Below are 17,580 nucleotides of genomic sequence, written 5' to 3'. Positions count from 1 at the left end.
GATCCCCGAACTTCGCCCTATGCGTAGCACTTGCCTGCTCTTCTTGATCCTCCCCATGCTGCTTGCCGCACAGGACGAGGCCTTCGACCACCTGGAACGCGCCCGTGTCGCCTATGCCGCCGAGGACATGGTCCTGGCCCTGGCGCACGCCGACAGCGCCATCGCGCTGGACGCCACCATCCCCGGAGGCTACAAACTGCGGGGCGACATCAAACAGCGCAGCAACAACCTGCACGGTGCCTTGGTGGACTATACCAAGGCCGAGAAGCAGGACGACAGCGACGCGCGTCTGTATGTCAGCCGTTCCGCGGTGTACATCACTGAGGGCCGCTTGAAAGAGGCCTACCGCGACACCGACCGTGCCCTGAAGCTGGCCCCCGATGACCCTGACGCTTATTACAACCGCGCCTGTGCCAGCTACCTGGGCCGCAACAACGAAGGTGCCCTGCGCGATCTGGACAAGGCCCTGAAGCTGAGGCCCGACAACGCCGACGCCCTCTTCCTGCGCGGTGTGGTCCGCGGTGAGATGTTCAAGGAAGCGGCCGGGTTGGAGGATATCGAGTCCGCCCTGCAACTGAAGCCCGGGATCCCCGGCGGCCAGCTCAGCGCGGCGATCCTGCTCTTCGAGATGGAACGCTTCCCCGAGGCGATCGAGCGCTTCACGGCCGTGATCGCCAGTGGCGAGGACCTGAAAGAGGCCTACTACTACCGCGCGGACTGCCACTATCGCTTGGAGGACAAGGAGGCGGCCTGCGCCGATTGGCGGAAGAGCGCCGAACTGGGCGACCGTGATGCCGTCTTCATCGTACGCAACTACTGCAACACCGACGAGGCGAAGATCCCGAAGAAGCCGGTGAAGAAGCGCAGGCAGATGGTCATTGAGTTCTGAGGCTGAGGGCAGTTGAAGGTTGAAGGTCGCAGGCAACGTCCAACTGTCCCGACCTCCAACCCTTTGGGCCAGGGAACGGCATCAAGCCCGGCCGACCCCGCGTGTATCTTGGCGCCCGCTTCAAGCATGTACGCGCTCATCGCCAAAGAGGTACGGGGCTTCCTGGGTTCGCTGATCGGCCACATCACCGTGGTGGTGTTCCTCCTCCTCACCGGCCTTTTCCTCTGGGTCTTCCCCGACAATGTGCTGGACCGCGGCTATGCCGATCTGGCCCCGCTGTTCTTCATCGCCCCCTGGGTCTTCCTCTTCCTGGTGCCGGCCGTCACCATGCGCAGCTTCAGCGAGGAGCGGCGCACGGGCACCATCGAGTTCCTGCTCACCAAGCCGCTCACTGAACTGCAGGTGGTGGGCGCCAAGTACATCGCCGCCGTGATGCTGGTGGTGCTGGCGCTGCTGCCCACCCTGTTCTACTGGTACAGCATCCACGACCTGGCCGTGCCGCGCGGCAACGTGGACGTGGGCGGCACGCTGGGCTCCTACGCTGGCCTGCTCTTCCTGGGCGCCTGTTTCGCCGCGGTGGGCATCTTCGCCTCGGCCATCACCGACAGCCAGATCGTGGCCTTCCTCATCGCCGTCTTCCTGTGCTTCTTCCTCTATCTGGGTTTCGACCTCATCGCCGATTTCCAGGTCTTCGGTGCGCTGGAGGGCCCCATCAAGTCCATCGGCATACAGGCCCATTACATGAGCATGAGCCGCGGTGTGATCGACCTGCGCGACGTGCTCTACTACCTGGCGGTGATCGCCATCTTCCTGTTGCTCACGCGCACCGCGCTGCAAAGCCGCAAGTGGTAGCATGAAGGGCCTCCTCTCCGGATCGGGCGGAACACGCGGCGGGCGGGCGGGCGACCTGCTCGAACTCGGTGCGGGCATCGGCATCGTGCTGCTGGTGCTCTTCATCGGCTCCTTCGTCCGGCTGCGTGCCGACCTCACCAGCGAGAAGCGCTACACCCTCACCGATGCCACGCGCGAGATGGTGGTGGGGCTGGATGACGTGGTGTATGTGCGCGTTTACCTCCACGGGGCCCTGCCGGCCGATCTGCGCCAACTCTCGCAGGCCACGCGGGACCTGCTGGACGAGATGCGCGTGTGGAACCCCGAGCACATCCAGTACACCTTCATCGACCCCAGCGCCAGCGAGGACGAACGCACCCGCAACGAGGTCTACGACGACCTGCAGAAGCAAGGCCTGCGCTACAGCAGCATCCGCCTGCGCGACAAGGGCGCTTTCACCGAGCGCATCGTCTTTCCCGGCGCCCTGGTGACCTACCGCGACAAGACGGTGCCGGTGCAATTGCTGAAGACCCAGTTGCGCACACCCGACGCCGAGATAGTCAACCGCTCGATCAACAACCTCGAATACGAGCTGGCCAGTGCCTTCCGCCAGGCGTCCACCCTGCACAAGCCCCGCATCGCCTTCCTGGAGGGCAACGGTGAACTGCCCGAGTTGTATGTGATGGATGTGACCAACGCGCTGAAGGAGACCTACGAGGTGGATCGCGTGCGCATCAACGGCAAGATCGATGCGTTGAGCAAGCCGCTGGAAGGCGGCAACTACCGCGTGAACAGCTACGATGCGTTGGTGGTGGCCAAGCCGGAAAAGCCCTTCGATGGCCGCGACAAGTACGTCATCGACCAGTTCGTGATGAACGGCGGCAAGGTGCTCTGGCTGGTGGACGGCATGAACGCCCACCTGGACAGCCTTCGGAAGAACCAGTTCTCCATCGCCACGCCCATGGAGCACGGCTTGGACGACCTGCTCTTCGCCTACGGGGTGCGCGTGAACAAGGACCTGGTGCTGGACAAGAGCTGCGCCCCGATCGAGATCTGGACCCAGCCTTACGGCAACCAGCGCAAACTGGAGCGTTTCCCCTGGTACTTCGAGCCGGTCTCCATCCCCGAGAGCACCCACCCCATCGTGTCCAACATCGATCCGGTGCACCTGCGTTTCGCCAGCAGCCTGGACACCGTGGCGGCGGAAGGGATCCGCAAGACCGTGCTGCTCACCAGTTCGCCCTATTCGCGCATCATGCGCAACCCCGTGCGGGTGAGCCTGAACATCGTGGAGATGGACCTGGGCCTGGACCGCAACGCCACGCCCTACCAGCCTTTCGCCGTGCTGCTCGAAGGCGCCTTCACCAGTGCCTACGCGGACCGCCTGCTGGTGGCGCCCGACACGCTGCGCCTGTGGGGCTACCGCGAACAGGGCAAGCGCACCGCGCAACTGGTGGTGGGCGACGGCGAGGTGATCGCCAACCGCGTGGACCACGAGAAAGGCATGTACTACATGCTGGGCTACGACCGCTACGCCAACGCCAAGATCTACGGCAACCGCGAGTTCCTGGTGAACGCCATGAACTACCTGCTGGACGACCACAGCCTGATCAGCATCCGCTCACGGGCCATCACCCTGCGGCAGCTCGATCCCGAACGGACCGTGCTGGAACGCGCCTACCTGCAGGCCTTCAACACCGCCGCACCCGTGCTGGTGTCCGTCCTCGCGGGCCTGCTTTTCCACTATTTCCGCCGCCGCCGATACAGCCAAGCATGAACCGACGCCTCCTCCTATTCCTACTGCTTGTCGCCCTGGGCGCCACGGCCTGGTACCTCGCCGGATCGCGTGGCAGCACCACGCTGGACCGCCCCCTGAGCGATTTCATGGTCGCCGACACCAGCCAGGTGGACCGCATCTTCATCGCCGAGCACAACGGCAAATGGGTGGACCTGCGCCGGCGGCCCGATGGGAGCTGGTCGCTCAACGACATCTACAAGGCCAAGAAGCATGAGGTGGACCTGCTGCTGCGCACCTTCCTGCGCGTGGAGGTGAAAGCCCCGGTGCCCAAGAGCGCCGAGGAGAACGTGCTGCGGGTGATGAGCGCTTCGGCCAGCAAGGTGGAGATCTATACCGGCGGGAAGAAGCCCGAGAAGGTCTGGATCGTGGGGCACGGCACCAAGGACCATTTCGGCACCTACATGCTGCTGGAGAAACCCGGCATCGGCCGCAGCTCCTCGCCCTTCATCATGGGCATGAGCCGTTTCACCGGCGTGCTCAACACCCGCTTCCACGCCGATCTGGACACCTGGCGCGACACCGAGGTGTACGCCTTCGACGACGTGTACGAAGTGGCCGCCGTGGAGATGACGCTCACGGGCGAACCCGACGCCTCCTACCGCGTGGAACATCCCGCCCCGGGCGTGGTGCGGCTCCTGGCCCCGGATGGCCGCGCACTGCCCACGGACACCTTGCTGGTGAAGGGCTATTTGCTGGCCTTTGAGCAACTCAACTACGAGTACATCGAGCGCAACCTGGACCGCCGCCAACGCGACTCCCTCATCGCCACGCCACCCAGCCACGTGCTGGCCATCACCGCCCGCGACGGTGGCACCAAGCGCATCAAGTTCTGGTGGAAACCCTACGAGGGCGACCTCACCGCGCCGGAAGCCGTGCAGGCCGAGCATGACAAAGTGCGCATGCAGGCCCTGGTGCAGGACACCCTGCTGGTGACCGTCCAGCGGCAGATGTTCGACGTGGTGCTCCAGCCGCGCGAGTTCCTCCTTCCTTAGCATCCACAAGGCTTTCCGGACTTATCCACACCTGTGGATAAACGCCCGCCCTTGTTGATAAAACAGGCCAAGGCCGGGAAAGTGCCCGGCTAACTTTGCCCGACCTCAAAAAACGACCTTCTTACCCGATGAAATTCATCGTATCCAGCACCGCCCTGCTCAAACAACTGCAGGTGCTCCAAGGTGTGCTCGCCAGCAGCAACACGCTGCCCATCCTGGACAACTTCCTTTTCGAGATCGAAGGCAAGCAGCTCACCATCACGGCCAGCGACCTGGAGACCACCATCACGGCCACCATGCCCGTGGAGGCCAAGGACAAGGGCAGCGTGGCCATCCCCGCCCGCCTGCTGCTGGACACGCTGAAGGCCTTCCCCGAGCAGCCGCTCACCTTCAACATCGATGGCAAACACCACGGGGTGGACATCAGCAGCGACCAGGGCAAGTACAAGATGACCGGCTTCAGTGGTGCCGAGTTCCCCAAGAGCCCCGTGCTGGAGGACGCCACCAAGCTCAGCATCCCCGCCGGCACGCTGGCCACCGCCATCAACAAGTCCATCTTCGCCACCGGCAATGATGACCTGCGTCCGGTGATGAGCGGCATCTTCTTCGAACTCACCGAAGAGGACGTGCGCTTCGTGGCCACCGACGCGCACAAGCTCGTCCGCTACAAGCGCACTGATGTGCAGGCGCCCCGCTCGGCCTCCTTCATCGTGCCCAAGAAGCCGCTGAACCTGCTGAAGAACACGCTCTCCGGCACCAACGCCGAGGTGATCCTCGAGTTCAATGACAACAACGCCGCCTTCCGGTTCGACAACACGGTGCTGGTGTGCCGCTTGATCGACGGCAAGTACCCCAACTACGAGGCCGTCATCCCCAAGACCAACCCCAACAAGCTCACCATCGACCGGCAGGCCTTCCTCAGTTCCATCCGCCGGGTGAGCATCTTCGCCAACAAGACCACCCACCAGGTGCGCCTGCACATCAACGGCAGCGCGCTCACGGTGAGCGCCGAGGACCTGGATTTCGCCAACGAGGCCAAGGAAACGCTCACCTGCTCCTACGAGGGCGAGGAGATCACCATCGGCTTCAATTCGCGCTTCCTGCTGGACATGCTCAACAACCTGGAGACCGAACATGTGGTGCTGGAGATGAGCGCGCCGAACCGGGCGGGCATCCTGCTGCCCGGCGAAGCCGGAGAAGTTGGCGAGGACGTGCTGATGCTGGTGATGCCGGTGATGTTGAACAATTGAGGTTGAAGCCTGCCTGCGGGCAGGGTTGTGGACCGATCATTGCCAGATGTAGCACCGACCATAGGGATCGGACCTGTTGAAAAGAGCCACCAGACCAAGGCGACCATGAAACAACTGATGATGCTTCTGGCGATCGGGATGATCCTGAGCGCCAACAAATGCAAGGAGGGCGGCGATGGCAAGGCCTCGCTGCTGGACCGCAAATGGGTGTTCCAGAGCGTGGGCGGCAGCGCGTTGAAGATGCCCGACGGCGTGGAACAGCCCTGGGTGCAACTGACCGCCGACGGCCTGCAGGGCTTCGGGGGCTGCAACCGGCTGATGGGCACGTACGAACTGGCCGGTGAGCGCCTGAGCTTCCCCGGCGTGGGAAGCACCAAGATGTACTGCGAGAACACGCAGCGCATCGAGGACGAGATCAAGTCCGCGCTGGGACGGGTGGACAGCTACAAGCTGGATGGCCGCGATCTGAAGCTGCAACAGGGCGGCACCAACGTGGCCACTTTGCGGGCGGAGTAGGCGCGATCATCCCCGTCCCTTCCCGAATCGCTCGAAGGCCGCCTTCGCCAGCATCTCCCGATGGTCGGGATGCGCTATGGCGATGAGCGCCTCGGCGCGCTGCCGAAGATTCTTCCCGTACAGGTAGGCCGTGCCGTACTCGGTGACCACCCAGTGCATATGCGCCCGCGTGGTCACCACGCCGGCGCCTTCCTTCAGGTAGGGCACGATCTTGCTGATGCCTTTGCCGGTGGTGCTGGCCATGGCGATGATGGGTTTGCCGCCTGGGCTGAGCGCCGCGCCGCGCATGAAGTCCATCTGCCCACCCACCCCGCTGTACTGCCAGGTGCCGATGCTGTCCGCGCAGACCTGGCCGGTGAGGTCCATCTCGATGGCGCTGTTGATGGCCACCACCTTGGGATTCTCGCGGATCACCTTGCCGTCGTTCACGTACTGCGCATCGAGGAAGGCGAACTCGGGATTGTCGTGGAAGAGATCGTAAAGCTTCCGGCTGCCCAGTGCGAAGCTGGTGACCGTGCGGCCGGGATGTTTCTTCTTGAACCGGTTGTTGATCGCGCCTTTCTCCAGCAAGGGCATGATGCCGTTGGAGCACATCTCGGTGTGGATGCCCAGGTCCTTGTGGCTCTCCAACGCGCCGAGGATGGCGTCCGGAATGGCGCCGATGCCCATCTGCAGGGTGCTGCCGTCCTCGATGAGTTCGGCGCAACGCATGGCGATGGCCCGCTCACAGTCGCCGATGCGGGTGCGGTAGTCCACCTCGGGCAGGGCATCGTCCACCTCCACCAGCGCGTGGAAGCGGCCGATGTGGACATGTCCTTCGCCATGCGTGCGCGGCATGTTGTGGTTCACCTGGCCGATGAGGACCTTGGCGTTGCGCACGGCGGCCCGCGCCACATCCACGCTCACACCCAGCGAGCACAGCCCATGGCGGTCGGGCGGCGACACGTGCACCAGGGCCACATCGATGGGCATGATGCCCCGGTCGAACAGGCGTGGGATCTCGCTGAGGAAGACCGGCACGTAGTCGCCATGCTCGGTGTTCACCACCTGCCGCACATTGGCCGATACGAAGAGCGAGTTGATGAAGAAGGCATCCTTCACGCCGGGCTTGTCCAGGCCGATGTCGCCCAGGGTGCTGATGCTGATGATCTCCACATCGCGCAGCTCCGCGGCCCGATCGAAGAGCGCGTGGAGCAAGGTGAGCGGCGTGGCGGCACTGCCGTGGACGAAGACGCGGTCGCCGGGTTTGACCGCTGTGACCGCTTGCTGAGGTGTGATCATCCGTTCTGTTCTATTGTGCATCGAAGATCGACGAGGTCACGATCCAGGGCGAACCGCGATCCATCGACATTCAACTATCTGCCCGCCAAGTTCTGCCGCATATACTTGAACACCTCCCCCGCCACCAGGATCAGCGATCCGGCCAATGCAAGGACCAGGAACTCCAGGAAGTCGAGCGTCTTGAAGTGGAAGAGGTCCTGGAGGAAGGGGATCTCGATGATGGCCACCTGGATGATGATCGATACCGCGATGGCCCAGTTGAACCACTTGTTGCTGAACACGCCGATGCGGAAGATGGAGCGTTTGATGGAGCGCAGGTTGAAGGCGTTGTAGAGTTGCGAGAAGGCCATGACCACGAAGGCGGCGGTGCGGGCCTTCTCCACGCCCTGTGGCAGGAAGAACTTGAAGGCGACGATGGCCAGCACGGCCATGAGCACGGCGGTCATCAGGATGAAGGGCACCACCTCGCCGGTGAGGATGTTCTCGCCACGCCTCAGCGGTTTCTGGCCCAGCACGTCGCCGTGGCCCTGCTCCACGGCCAACGCCTTGTCGCACAGCCCATCGGTCACCAGGTTGAGCCAGAGGATCTGTGTGGCGGTGAGCGGGATGGGCAGGCCCATGACCACGGTGGTGAGCAGGGTGGTGATCTCGGCGAAGTTGGTGGTGAGCAGGTAGAAGCTGGTCTGCCGCGCGTTGGTGAACACGATGCGGCCCTCCTCCACGGCATGCACGATGCTGGTGAAGTTGTCATCGGCCAGCACCACCTGCGCGGATCCGCGCGCCACGTCGGTGCCGTTGATGCCCATGGCGATGCCCACGTCGGCCTTCTTCAGCGCGGGGGCGTCGTTCACGCCGTCGCCGGTCATGGCCACCAGTTCGCCCATGTGCTGCAGGCGCTCGGCGATGCGCAGCTTCATGGCTGGTGTGAGGCGCGCGAAAACGTTCACTGCGCGCACGGCACGGTCGAACTCGGCCTCGTCCAGCTTCTCCAGTTGCTGCTCGTTGAGGGCGAGCGTGGCACCGGGTCTCACGTCCTTGCGGATGATGCCGATGGAGCGCCCGATGGCCACCGCTGTATTGATGTGGTCGCCCGTGGCCATGATCACGCGGATGCCGGCGCCATGACAGGCCTCCACCGCGGCGGGCACATCCTCGCGCGGCGGATCGATCATGCCGACAAGGCCCGCCATGGTGAGACCCGCGATCCCCGTCTTGTCGATGGCCTCCTCCTCCGCATCCCGGAAGGCGAGGGCGATGACCCGGTAGGCCTGCCCGCTCCACGCCTCGATGCGCTGGTGGATCGCGACACGCCGGGCCTCCTCCATCGGCATGGCTTCGCGGCCGTCCCAGGCCTTGTCGCAGAGGGCGAGCAGCTTCTCCGGAGCGCCCACCACCAGCAGTTGCCGCCTGCCTTCGCGCTGCACCAGCGTGGCGCGCAGCTTCAGCTCCGAGTTGAAGGGCAGGTCGTCCACGCGCTTCCAGCCCTGGTGCCTGTCGCTGCCATCCGCCTTGCGGGCAAGCACCAGCAGCGCACCCTCCGTGGGATCGCCCACCAACGCGTACTGGTCGCTGTCCTTGTCATGCTCCACCTGTGCGTTGTTGCACAGGGCCGCCACGCGCAGCAGCGGGTCCATGTCGGAAAGCTCCTCCGCGTCCAGCACTTCATCGCCTTCCATCACATTGCCGATGGGCGACCATCCGCTGCCTGTGACACGACGCTCCCGGCCGAAGGGCAGGGCCACGCGTTCCACGGCGAGCACGTTCTGGGTGAGGGTGCCGGTCTTGTCGGTGAGGATCACGCTCACCGCCCCCAGCGTTTCGGTGGCGGTGAATTCCCGGATGATGGCCTTGCGCTTCGCCATGCGATGGGCGCCCACGGCCAGCACGATGGTGAGCACGGCGGGGAGCCCTTCGGGAATGGCCGACACCAGCGCGGCGATGGACACCAGCAGCAGGTCATCGACCGCCATGCTGTGGAAGGCGTAGCCCAGGCCGAAGAGCGAGGACGCGCTGATGATGGCGATCAGGGCCATCTGCCTGGCCAGCTTGTCGGTCTTCTCGCGGAAGTGGGTCTTCACCTCCTTGATCGCGGTGAGCGAGCCGGCGATCCTGCCGATCTGCGTGGCCAGGCCTGTGGCGGTGACCAAGCCCACGGCACTGCCACCCGCCACATGCGTGCTCTTCCACAGCATGTTCCTCCGGTCGGCCATCAAGGTCTCCTTCGGCAGTGCGCCGACGCGTTTGCCCACAGGCACCGATTCGCCCGTGAGCGCCGCTTCGATGCAGCGCAGGTCCTTCGCCTCCAGCACCAGCGCGTCGGCGGGGATCTGGTCGCCCTCTTCCAGCACGATGATGTCCCCGGGCACGAGTTCCCGAGCGGGCACGGTGCAGAGCCTGCCCGCGCGCCGCACCTTGGCCGTGGGCGCCAGCATGTCGCGCAACGCTTCCACCGCCTTCTCGGCGCGGTACTCCTGGAAGAACCCGATGGCCGCGTTGATGAGGATGATGCCGATGATCACCCACATGTCCACCTCGTGGTCGGTGAGCCAGGAGATGAAGGCCGCGATGGCCAGGATGAGGATCAGCAGGCTCTTGAACTGCTTCAGTAGAAGGAAGACCCAGTGGCGCTTGCCGGCCTCGGGGATGACATTGGGGCCGGTGCGTGCACGACGACCAGCGACCTCCTGATCGCTCAGACCGGCCACGGAGGAATGCCACTGGGTGAGTGCTTCCTCCGCGGTGAGATGGTGGGCGTCAAGGTCCTTCATCGGCAGGCACAAGGAATGCCGTGACAAGATACCCGGGCGTGATGGCGGTCAGTAACGTGGCTCCTCGTCGTCGAACCAGGTGTCGGCCATGTCGTCCGGCGCCATGCCGGCATCGCGGCCGGCCAGGTCGCGGCGCCAGGCCAATTCCGCATCATCCACCTCATCGCCGGGGTCGTGGTGATAGACGATGCGCAATGGGACACGCGCCGTGGTGCTCGTACGGCCCATCGTAGCAGGCGCAGGTGCCGACGATCCATCATCATCAGCCTCCTCCACCTCATCATCATCATCATCCGGCGGCCGAACGGGATCCTGCACGGCGGGCGGCACCTTGCGATGGAGCACGGCCATGACCGCCCCTGCCACCGCGCCCCACAGGTGGCTCTCCCAACTGATGCGCGGCACGATCGGGAAGATGCCCCAGACCATGCTGCCATAGAGGAAGGCCACGAGCAGCGAAAGCGCCATGAGCGTGCGCTGCCGGCGCAGCACGCCACTGAGGAAGAGGAATGCGGCCAGGCCGTACACCACCCCACTGGCGCCGATGTGGTAGTTGCCCCGCGCGCTTATCCACACCCACGCTCCGCCCAGCAGCCAGGTGGCCAGGGTCACGCGCAGGGCGATCCGTGGATAGAAATACATCAATCCCCAGCCGAGGAAAAGCACGGGAAGTGAATTGTTGAAGAGATGCTCCAGGTCGCCATGGATGAATGGCGCGAGGAGGATGCCCGGCAGACCATCCAGATGGCGCGGCAGGATGCCATAGCGGCCGAGATCGATGTCGTAGGCCGCACCCACCAAGTGGACCATCCAAAGCAGGGCCACGCCGAGCGCCGGCAGGATGGCCGCCGTCATCAGCCGGGATCGCCCGGGAGGAGCAGTTTGATGGACCGGCTCATGATGCATTGGAACAAGATGGTCAATTCCCGGGCCTCTTCCGTGCGCCGGTCATCGTGGCAGGCCCGCGGCTTGCGTTACTTTGCCGCCATGACACGACCTGGTCATCTGAGTGTGCTGTTGTTGACGATCGCCATCGTGGGTTGCTTCGCGCGGCAGGCCGACACCGGAACGGCGACCTCCCATGCTCCCGACCCCGATGACGCCAGCGAACTGGCCTTGCTGATGCGGGCGATGGCGGCCCATGTGGACAGCGTGAAGGCCACGATGTCACGGGGCGCCGATCTGCCGGCCTTCCCGGAGGAGTTCGCCAGGCTCTTCACGGCCACGCCCACCGAGGGTATGCACATCGATCCGATCACCTATCCCACCTTCGGCCGCGACTATCTGGCCAAGCTCGATCTGCTATACGCGAGCGACGCCCAGGAGCGGCCGCGCCTTTACAACGCGTTGGTCCAGAGCTGCGCCAACTGCCACGGCACCCATTGCCCCGGTCCATTGATGCGGATCAGGAAGATGTATGTGGAGTTGGAGTAGTAGCATGTCAGGTGGTTGAAGGTCCGCGCCCGATGGGCCTGCGCACCGCGGCGGATCAGATCCGCGTGACCTTGCCGCTTGGTGTGCGGTGCATGCCCGGCATGAAGCCTCCCACCTTCACCTTGTGGTCCAGCAGGAACCGTGTGATGTCGAAGGAAGGGCTCTGATCGGTGGCGCGCAGCACCAGTTCGGCGGTGGCCTCGGCGTCGTTGCCGGCACGGTGGTGCTTCAACGGGATGCCATGGAAAGCGCACATCGGCCCCAACCCATAGGACCGATGCCCCGGCCACACGCGCCGGGCCATGCTCACACTGCAGAAGTACTGGAAGGTGGGCGGCTGGAGCGCATGGCTGGTCAACGTGCTGCGCAGCACGGTCATGTCGAAGGCCGCATTGTGGGCCACCACCACCTTCCCATGCAGCAGTTCCGACACCTCGTTCCAGATGTCGCGCCAGCGTGGTGCGTCGGCCACATCCTGCGGCGTGATGCCATGCACGGCGATGTTCCAGGGACTGAAGTATGGCCATTGCGGCGGCTTTATCAGCCAGTTGCGCACCTCGCGCACCACACCGCCCCGCACAATGGCGATGCCCAGCTCGCAGGGGCTGTCTGGCTGCGGCGTGGCGGTCTCGAAGTCGAGGGCGAGGAGATCCATGGGGCGCCAAAAGTTAGGTACGGCCGCCTATCCAAGCCGGCACAAGGATGGAGATCGATCCGAAACGTCCATGGAGATCCGCCACGGCGTGGCGATGATCCCTCCATGCACCCGGCTCACAACTTCACCACCTCCGCGTCCGCCAGTGCCTTGTACAGCTTTCCCGCCGTGGCTTCGCTGATGTTCACCAATGGAAGCCGCATGGTGTCGCCGCAGATGCCGAGCACCTTCAGCACATGCTTGATGCCTCCGGGATTGCCCTCGGCGAAGAGCAGGTCGATGACCTCGATCAAGCGCAGGTGTTCGCGGCGCGCGGTGGCGAGATCGCCTTTCAACGCCGCGTGGACCAGGGTGCTGAATTCGTTCGGCAGGGCATTGCCCACCACGCTGATCACACCTTCTCCGCCGAGGGCGATGATCGGCAGCGTGAGCGCATCGTCGCCGCTGATGAGCATGAAGCCCTTGGGGCGATGCTTGAGAATGCGGCCCATCTGGTCCAGGTTGGCACTGGCCTCCTTGATGGCGATGATGTTCCTGAAGTCGCGCGCGAGACGCAGTGTGGTCTCGGCGGTGATGTTGCTGCCGGTGCGGCCGGGTACGTTGTAGAGGATGATGGGCCGCAGCGCCACCTGGGCGATGGCCTTGTAGTGCTGGTAGATGCCTTCCTGCGTGGGCTTGTTGTAGTAGGGGCTCACGCTGAGGATGGCGTCCACACCGTCCATCTCGAAGCCGCCGAGCGCCTCGATAACCTCCGCCGTATTGTTGCCGCCCACGCCCAGCACCACCGGCACGCGGTTGCGCACGAAGGCGATGGTCTGCGCGAGCAGTTCCTTCTTCTCGGGTTTGGTGAGCGTGACGCTTTCTCCCGTGGTGCCCATGCTCACCACATAGTCCACCCCGCCGGCGATCTGGTGCTCGATGAGCTTCTCCAGGCCGGCATAGTCGACCTGGCCATTGGAGCGGAAGGGTGTGACGAGGGCTACGCCGAGGCCTTGGAAGCGGGGGTCCATGAAGGAAGCTGGAAGTTGAGGGGGTTGCGGTACGGACGATGCGGCGATCAGTTCATCGAAGGCTCCGGCTTGGCGTTGACCATCATGAGGTAATGGTGCACCTGCTGGATGAGTTGCGGGAGGCTTTGCGACCCGGCCATGTCGATCATCATGTCCAGGATGCGCTTGTTGCTTTCGCTGAGGCGGCCCACCTTGAAGCGCGCCCGGCTGCCGGCCATGACGTACTGGATGGGCAGGCGGTCCTGCAGGGTGAGGTCGATGAGGATCTCGTATTCCTCGGCCATGAAGTTCTTCACCGTGTTGCCCTGCGGTATGCGGTACCAGTTGAGGTCCTTCTGGCAGATGGCGTCGAAATTGAGCTTGGCGTGCAGGTAGTGTGGCAGCACCTTCTCATCGGAGAAGCCCAGGGCCATGATGTTGTTGATGCCCAGCTCGTCCTTGATGCGCTTGACGTAGTTGCGCACGTGGTTGTGCGCCGCCTCATCCTCCACCAGGTACACGATGCCCACTTTGCGGGCCAGCCCCAGGTTGCGGGCGATGGGCTTGCGCTCCGCGGGCAGTTCGCGGAGCAGCCTGCGGATGCCCATCCATTCCTTGATGCGGTCCAGCAGCTTCATGCTTCGATCATGCGCGTGAAGGCATCCTCGTCGATCACCGGTACGCCGAGTTGCTCGGCCTTGGCGCGTTTGGCGGGGCCCATGTCGGCGCCCGCCACCACGTAGCTGGTCTTGCTGGAAATGGAACCGCTCACCTTGCCCCCGTTGCGTTCGATGGTCTCCTTGATGCCGTCGCGGCTGAAATTGCGGAAAACGCCCGACACCACGAAGGTGAGACCTTTCAGCTTTTCCCCCACCTCCGGGATCTCCGCGGGATCCAGCGCCATGCGCAGGCCATTCGCCCGCAGCCGGTCGATGATCGCGCGGTTGCCCGCCACGGCGAAGAAGTCCACGATGCTCTCGGCGATCACCGGGCCCACCTCGTCCAGCGCGGTGAGTTCCTCCCTGCTCATGGCCATCAGCCGGACCATGCTGCCCACGGCACGGGCCAGTTTCTTCGCCACGGTCTCGCCCACGTGCCGGATGCCGATGGCGAACAACACCCGCTCGAAGGGCGCTTCCCGGCTCTTCGCCACACCGCCCACCACCAGTCGCGCACTCTTCTCGCCCCAACCTTTGCCCAGCGCCAGCAGCTGTTCCTCCTTCAGGTCGTACAGATCGGCCACATCGCGGATCAGGCCCGCCTTGAAAAGTTCCTCCACGGTCTCGCCGCCAAGACCTTCGATGTCCATGGCCTTGCGCGACACGAAGTGCTCGATCCGGCGGGTGATCTGCGGCGGACACTGGTGCTCGTTGGGGCAGTAGTGCTGCGCTTCACCTTCCAAACGGATGAGCGCCGCGCCGCACTCGGGACAATGCTCGGGGAAGACCACCGGTAAGGCGCCATGCGGTCGTTGGTCCACCACCACAGCCACGATCTTGGGAATGATCTCCCCGCCCTTCTCCACCTGCACCAGGTCACCGATATGCAGGCCCAGCTTGGCGATCTGGTCGGCGTTGTGCAGGCTGGCCCGCTTCACTGTGGTGCCTGCCAGTTGCACCGGGACGAGTTCCGCCACGGGTGTGATGGCACCAGTGCGGCCCACCTGGTAGGCCACGTTCTCCAGCCGCGTCACGGCCTGCTCGGCGGCGAACTTGTAGGCGATGGCCCAGCGGGGACTCTTGGCCGTGAGACCGAGTTCCTCCTGGATGTCCAGGTCGTCCACCTTCACCACCACGCCGTCGATGTCCACCTGCAAAGTGTGGCGGTGCTTGTCCCAATGGTCGATGAAGTCCATGATGCCGGCCACGTCATCGGCCTTGCCGATCATGGCCTTTGCGGGGTCGGGCACGTGGAAGCCCCATTCGCCCGCCTGGCGGATGTTGTCGTAATGGCTGCGCGTGGGCAGTTGCTCGCCCTGCACACCATAGATGTAGTTGCTGAGTCCGCGGCGGGACACCTCCTTGGGGTCCTGCAGCTTCAGGGTGCCGGCGGCGGTGTTCCGTGGATTGGCGTAAGGCTCCTCCCCATCGGCGATGCGTTGGGCATTGAGTTGTTCGAAGCGCTGCCGGGTGTAGACCACCTCGCCACGCACCTCGAAGTCCTTCGGCCAGTCCTTACCCTGCAAGGTGAGAGGGATCGATCGCACCGTGCGCACGTTGGCGGTGATCTCCTCGCCCTTCTCGCCATCACCCCGGGTGAGGGCACGCACCAGCGCACCATCCACATAAGCGAGGCTGATGGCCACGCCATCGTACTTCAACTCCATGCAATAGGTGGTGCGGCCGATCTCGCGCTCCACCCGCGCCACGAACTCCTCCACCTCCTCGCGGCTGTAGCTGTTGCTCAGCGAGCGCATGGGCCAGCGGTGCGCCACGGTGGGGAAGTTCTTCGTGATGTCGCCCCCCACCCGCTGCGTGGGGCTGTTGGGGTCGGCCAGGTCAGGGTATCGCGCTTCAAGCCCTTCGAGTTCCTTCAGCAGAAAGTCGAACTGCTGGTCGCTGATGACCGGTCGCGCTAATACGTAGTACCGGTGGTTGTGGTACTCCAGCTCGCGGGCCAGTTCCCGCATCCGTCGCGCCGCCTGTTCACGATCCATCGTTGCGTAGGAATTCCTTGCGGGCGCGCTTCACGATCTCGCCGAAACGCAGCCCGGCTTTGATGTAATAGGTCCAGTCGCTCAGCGAGACGGTGACGTCACGATCGGCCGCGAGCACATGCCGGTAGCCGCCGCCCACCCCGATAAAGGCCCACCAGAACACGTTGTAGTCCACGTGCAGTGTGGCCTCCACCGGCACCAGCTCATTGGTACTCCAGGCCCGGAACACATCGGCGCTGTCGCGGTAGCTGGTCTTGTAGTTGCCCAGACCGAGGGCGACCGGCACACCGATCTGCCAGCGTTTCGCGTCCACCAGCAAACGCTCGTAGGTCAGGCCCACATAGTCGAAGTTGGTGTTCAGGTCGCGCGTGCCCAGTCCATCGAGCTCCACATCGCGGCGCAGGTAGGCGTCACCCAATCCATAGAAGCCCACGGCCACGATGTCCTTGCCGCGCTGCGCACCGATCCTGAAGCCATAGAAGCGCACCGGTTCGGCATTGACGAAAGTGCGGCGGAAGTCGAAGTTGAAGAGGACGCGGTAGGCCATGCCCTCCCGGGCCTGTTCACCGGGCTGGGCCGCGGCGCCACCAGCACAGGTCAACCATGCCCCGACCAGGATGACATGCGCGGCCCTCATCGTACAGCGTGGATGAAGCGCGGATTGCCGCTGAGGTCCATGATCGTATCCACCTGCGCGAAGCCAAGGCCACGCAAGAACTCGCCCACCGCATCGGCATGCCGGTAGTGCCCCTCGAACCAGAGATGACCGCCCTTGGGAAGCGCATCATGCGCGGTCTGTCCGATCGCACGGAAGAAGCGGAGCGGATCGTCGTTCTCCACGAAGAGCGCCACGTGGGGTTCATGGACGCGCACCTGTTCGGTCAACGTGCCTTCCTCCGCGCGTGGCACATAGGGTGGATTGCTCACCACCAGGTCGGTCCCTTCCGGAAGCTCGAACCGGGGATCGAGCATATCCGCGAGATGCCAGTGCACCTCCAGTCCGTGGCGACCGGCATTGCGCTGCGCGATCGCCAGCGCATCGGGCGAGATATCGATGCCATGCACTTCCGCCAGCGGAAAAGCGCGCTTCAAGGCGAGGGCGATGCATCCACTGCCCGTGCCGAGGTCGGCGACCACCGTGGGCGGTGTGCCACTGGTGATGATACGTTCCACCAACTCTTCCGTCTCCGGCCTCGGGATCAGCACGCCGGGTCCCACTTCCAGATCGAGTCCGTGGAACATGACCGACCCCAGCACATACTGCAAGGGCTCCCCGGCACGCAGCCGTTGCAGCGGCTGGTAGACCTGAAGCAGCTCGCTTTCACTGAGCCGTTCGCCGCGCCCCAGTTCCAACCGTGCGGCATCCCATCCCAGCCGATGCTGGAACACCGCCCGCGCGATGGCCCGCACCTCCCCTTCGGCATAGTGGCCGGAGAGGGTGCTGCCATAGAGGGCGAGCATGGTATCCACGCGGTTGTCCGCTGTGCGCATGGTGGTGGCGTAGGGTCTCCTTGCAGGAAC

General features: G+C 64.3%; 16 protein-coding genes. 7 read left to right on the top strand and 9 right to left on the bottom strand.

Going from position 1 to position 17,580, the window contains the following annotated elements:
• Window positions 1–19 precede the first annotated feature (19 nt).
• The 6 genes from KIT10_01960 (at window position 20) to KIT10_01935 (ending at window position 6,276) form a co-directional block, all read left to right on the top strand.
• Window positions 20–889, top strand: a complete 870-nt coding sequence (locus tag KIT10_01960) for a tetratricopeptide repeat protein (protein MCW5898006.1) — start codon at window positions 20–22, stop codon at window positions 887–889.
• Between the two features lie 126 nt (window positions 890–1,015).
• Entirely contained in the window at window positions 1,016–1,741 is a 726-nt protein-coding gene (gldF, locus tag KIT10_01955; GenBank protein ID MCW5898005.1) for a gliding motility-associated ABC transporter permease subunit GldF, read from the top strand.
• 1 nt (window position 1,742) lies between these two features.
• Window positions 1,743–3,497: a gliding motility-associated ABC transporter substrate-binding protein GldG gene (gene gldG / locus KIT10_01950; GenBank protein MCW5898004.1), complete on the top strand. Its 1,755-nt coding sequence runs from the start codon at window positions 1,743–1,745 to the stop codon at window positions 3,495–3,497.
• Window positions 3,494–4,510: a hypothetical protein gene (locus KIT10_01945; GenBank protein ID MCW5898003.1), complete on the top strand. Its 1,017-nt coding sequence runs from the start codon at window positions 3,494–3,496 to the stop codon at window positions 4,508–4,510. The genes gldG and KIT10_01945 overlap by 4 nt, the downstream gene beginning before the upstream one ends.
• Before the next feature lie 128 nt (window positions 4,511–4,638).
• Entirely contained in the window at window positions 4,639–5,760 is a 1,122-nt protein-coding gene (gene dnaN, locus KIT10_01940) for a DNA polymerase III subunit beta (GenBank protein MCW5898002.1), read from the top strand.
• Between the two features lie 105 nt (window positions 5,761–5,865).
• Window positions 5,866–6,276, top strand: a complete 411-nt coding sequence (locus tag KIT10_01935; protein MCW5898001.1) for an META domain-containing protein — start codon at window positions 5,866–5,868, stop codon at window positions 6,274–6,276.
• A 6-nt stretch (window positions 6,277–6,282) separates the two neighbouring features.
• On the opposite strand, the gene KIT10_01930 is transcribed toward KIT10_01935, so the two are convergent.
• The 3 genes from KIT10_01930 to KIT10_01920 are packed head-to-tail and all read right to left on the bottom strand — an operon-like array spanning window position 6,283 to window position 11,180.
• Window positions 6,283–7,578 carry an acetyl-CoA hydrolase/transferase family protein gene (locus KIT10_01930; GenBank protein ID MCW5898000.1) on the bottom strand — a complete coding sequence of 432 codons (1,296 nt, stop codon included), beginning with the start codon at window positions 7,576–7,578 and terminating at the stop codon, window positions 6,283–6,285.
• A 53-nt stretch (window positions 7,579–7,631) separates the two neighbouring features.
• On the bottom strand, window positions 7,632–10,325 hold the full coding sequence (locus tag KIT10_01925; protein MCW5897999.1) for an HAD-IC family P-type ATPase: 2,694 nt from the start codon (window positions 10,323–10,325) through the stop codon (window positions 7,632–7,634).
• A gap of 48 nt (window positions 10,326–10,373) precedes the next feature.
• Entirely contained in the window at window positions 10,374–11,180 is an 807-nt protein-coding gene (locus KIT10_01920) for a rhomboid family intramembrane serine protease (protein ID MCW5897998.1), read from the bottom strand.
• Between the two features lie 132 nt (window positions 11,181–11,312).
• Here KIT10_01920 and KIT10_01915 point away from each other — a divergent pair, with 132 nt between their 5' ends.
• Entirely contained in the window at window positions 11,313–11,759 is a 447-nt protein-coding gene (locus KIT10_01915; GenBank protein ID MCW5897997.1) for a hypothetical protein, read from the top strand.
• A gap of 55 nt (window positions 11,760–11,814) precedes the next feature.
• Here the strand turns inward: KIT10_01915 and KIT10_01910 are convergent, their stop codons facing one another.
• From KIT10_01910 to prmC, 6 genes are all read right to left on the bottom strand, one after another.
• Window positions 11,815–12,414 carry a 3'-5' exonuclease gene (locus tag KIT10_01910; GenBank protein ID MCW5897996.1) on the bottom strand — a complete coding sequence of 200 codons (600 nt, stop codon included), beginning with the start codon at window positions 12,412–12,414 and terminating at the stop codon, window positions 11,815–11,817.
• A 116-nt stretch (window positions 12,415–12,530) separates the two neighbouring features.
• On the bottom strand, window positions 12,531–13,424 hold the full coding sequence (gene dapA, locus KIT10_01905) for a 4-hydroxy-tetrahydrodipicolinate synthase (GenBank protein MCW5897995.1): 894 nt from the start codon (window positions 13,422–13,424) through the stop codon (window positions 12,531–12,533).
• Window positions 13,425–13,471: 47 nt separating this feature from the next.
• Window positions 13,472–14,041, bottom strand: coding sequence for a hypothetical protein (locus KIT10_01900; protein MCW5897994.1), 570 nt, complete (start codon window positions 14,039–14,041; stop codon window positions 13,472–13,474).
• Window positions 14,038–16,059: an NAD-dependent DNA ligase LigA gene (ligA, locus tag KIT10_01895; protein ID MCW5897993.1), complete on the bottom strand. Its 2,022-nt coding sequence runs from the start codon at window positions 16,057–16,059 to the stop codon at window positions 14,038–14,040. The genes KIT10_01900 and ligA overlap by 4 nt, the downstream gene beginning before the upstream one ends.
• Window positions 16,049–16,696, bottom strand: coding sequence for a hypothetical protein (locus KIT10_01890; GenBank protein MCW5897992.1), 648 nt, complete (start codon window positions 16,694–16,696; stop codon window positions 16,049–16,051). Before KIT10_01890 ends, ligA begins: the two co-directional genes overlap by 11 nt.
• The gene (gene prmC, locus KIT10_01885; protein MCW5897991.1) at window positions 16,693–17,550 is read right to left on the bottom strand and encodes a peptide chain release factor N(5)-glutamine methyltransferase; all 858 of its coding nucleotides are present in this window, start codon (window positions 17,548–17,550) and stop codon (window positions 16,693–16,695) included. Before prmC ends, KIT10_01890 begins: the two co-directional genes overlap by 4 nt.
• Between the last annotated feature and the right edge of the window lie 30 nt (window positions 17,551–17,580).

Source organism: Flavobacteriales bacterium, from assembly GCA_026129465.1.
In the GTDB taxonomy this organism is placed as follows: domain Bacteria; phylum Bacteroidota; class Bacteroidia; order Flavobacteriales_F; family PHOS-HE28; genus PHOS-HE28.
This window is presented reverse-complemented; position numbering and strand designations above follow the sequence as displayed.

Bases quoted from the DNA above. Each gene is read 5' to 3' on its own strand.
- gldG (MCW5898004.1), top strand. From the start codon at position 1,743: ATGAAGGGCCTCCTCTCCGGATCGGGCGGAACACGCGGCGGGCGGGCG.
- KIT10_01925 (MCW5897999.1), bottom strand. From the start codon at position 10,325: ATGAAGGACCTTGACGCCCACCATCTCACCGCGGAGGAAGCACTCACC.
- KIT10_01910 (MCW5897996.1), bottom strand. From the start codon at position 12,414: ATGGATCTCCTCGCCCTCGACTTCGAGACCGCCACGCCGCAGCCAGAC.
- prmC (MCW5897991.1), bottom strand. From the start codon at position 17,550: ATGCGCACAGCGGACAACCGCGTGGATACCATGCTCGCCCTCTATGGC.
- KIT10_01915 (MCW5897997.1), top strand. From the start codon at position 11,313: ATGACACGACCTGGTCATCTGAGTGTGCTGTTGTTGACGATCGCCATC.
- KIT10_01960 (MCW5898006.1), top strand. From the start codon at position 20: ATGCGTAGCACTTGCCTGCTCTTCTTGATCCTCCCCATGCTGCTTGCC.
- dnaN (MCW5898002.1), top strand. From the start codon at position 4,639: ATGAAATTCATCGTATCCAGCACCGCCCTGCTCAAACAACTGCAGGTG.
- KIT10_01900 (MCW5897994.1), bottom strand. From the start codon at position 14,041: ATGAAGCTGCTGGACCGCATCAAGGAATGGATGGGCATCCGCAGGCTG.
- ligA (MCW5897993.1), bottom strand. From the start codon at position 16,059: ATGGATCGTGAACAGGCGGCGCGACGGATGCGGGAACTGGCCCGCGAG.
- gldF (MCW5898005.1), top strand. From the start codon at position 1,016: ATGTACGCGCTCATCGCCAAAGAGGTACGGGGCTTCCTGGGTTCGCTG.
- dapA (MCW5897995.1), bottom strand. From the start codon at position 13,424: ATGGACCCCCGCTTCCAAGGCCTCGGCGTAGCCCTCGTCACACCCTTC.
- KIT10_01920 (MCW5897998.1), bottom strand. From the start codon at position 11,180: ATGACGGCGGCCATCCTGCCGGCGCTCGGCGTGGCCCTGCTTTGGATG.
- KIT10_01945 (MCW5898003.1), top strand. From the start codon at position 3,494: ATGAACCGACGCCTCCTCCTATTCCTACTGCTTGTCGCCCTGGGCGCC.
- KIT10_01930 (MCW5898000.1), bottom strand. From the start codon at position 7,578: ATGCACAATAGAACAGAACGGATGATCACACCTCAGCAAGCGGTCACA.
- KIT10_01935 (MCW5898001.1), top strand. From the start codon at position 5,866: ATGAAACAACTGATGATGCTTCTGGCGATCGGGATGATCCTGAGCGCC.
- KIT10_01890 (MCW5897992.1), bottom strand. From the start codon at position 16,696: ATGAGGGCCGCGCATGTCATCCTGGTCGGGGCATGGTTGACCTGTGCT.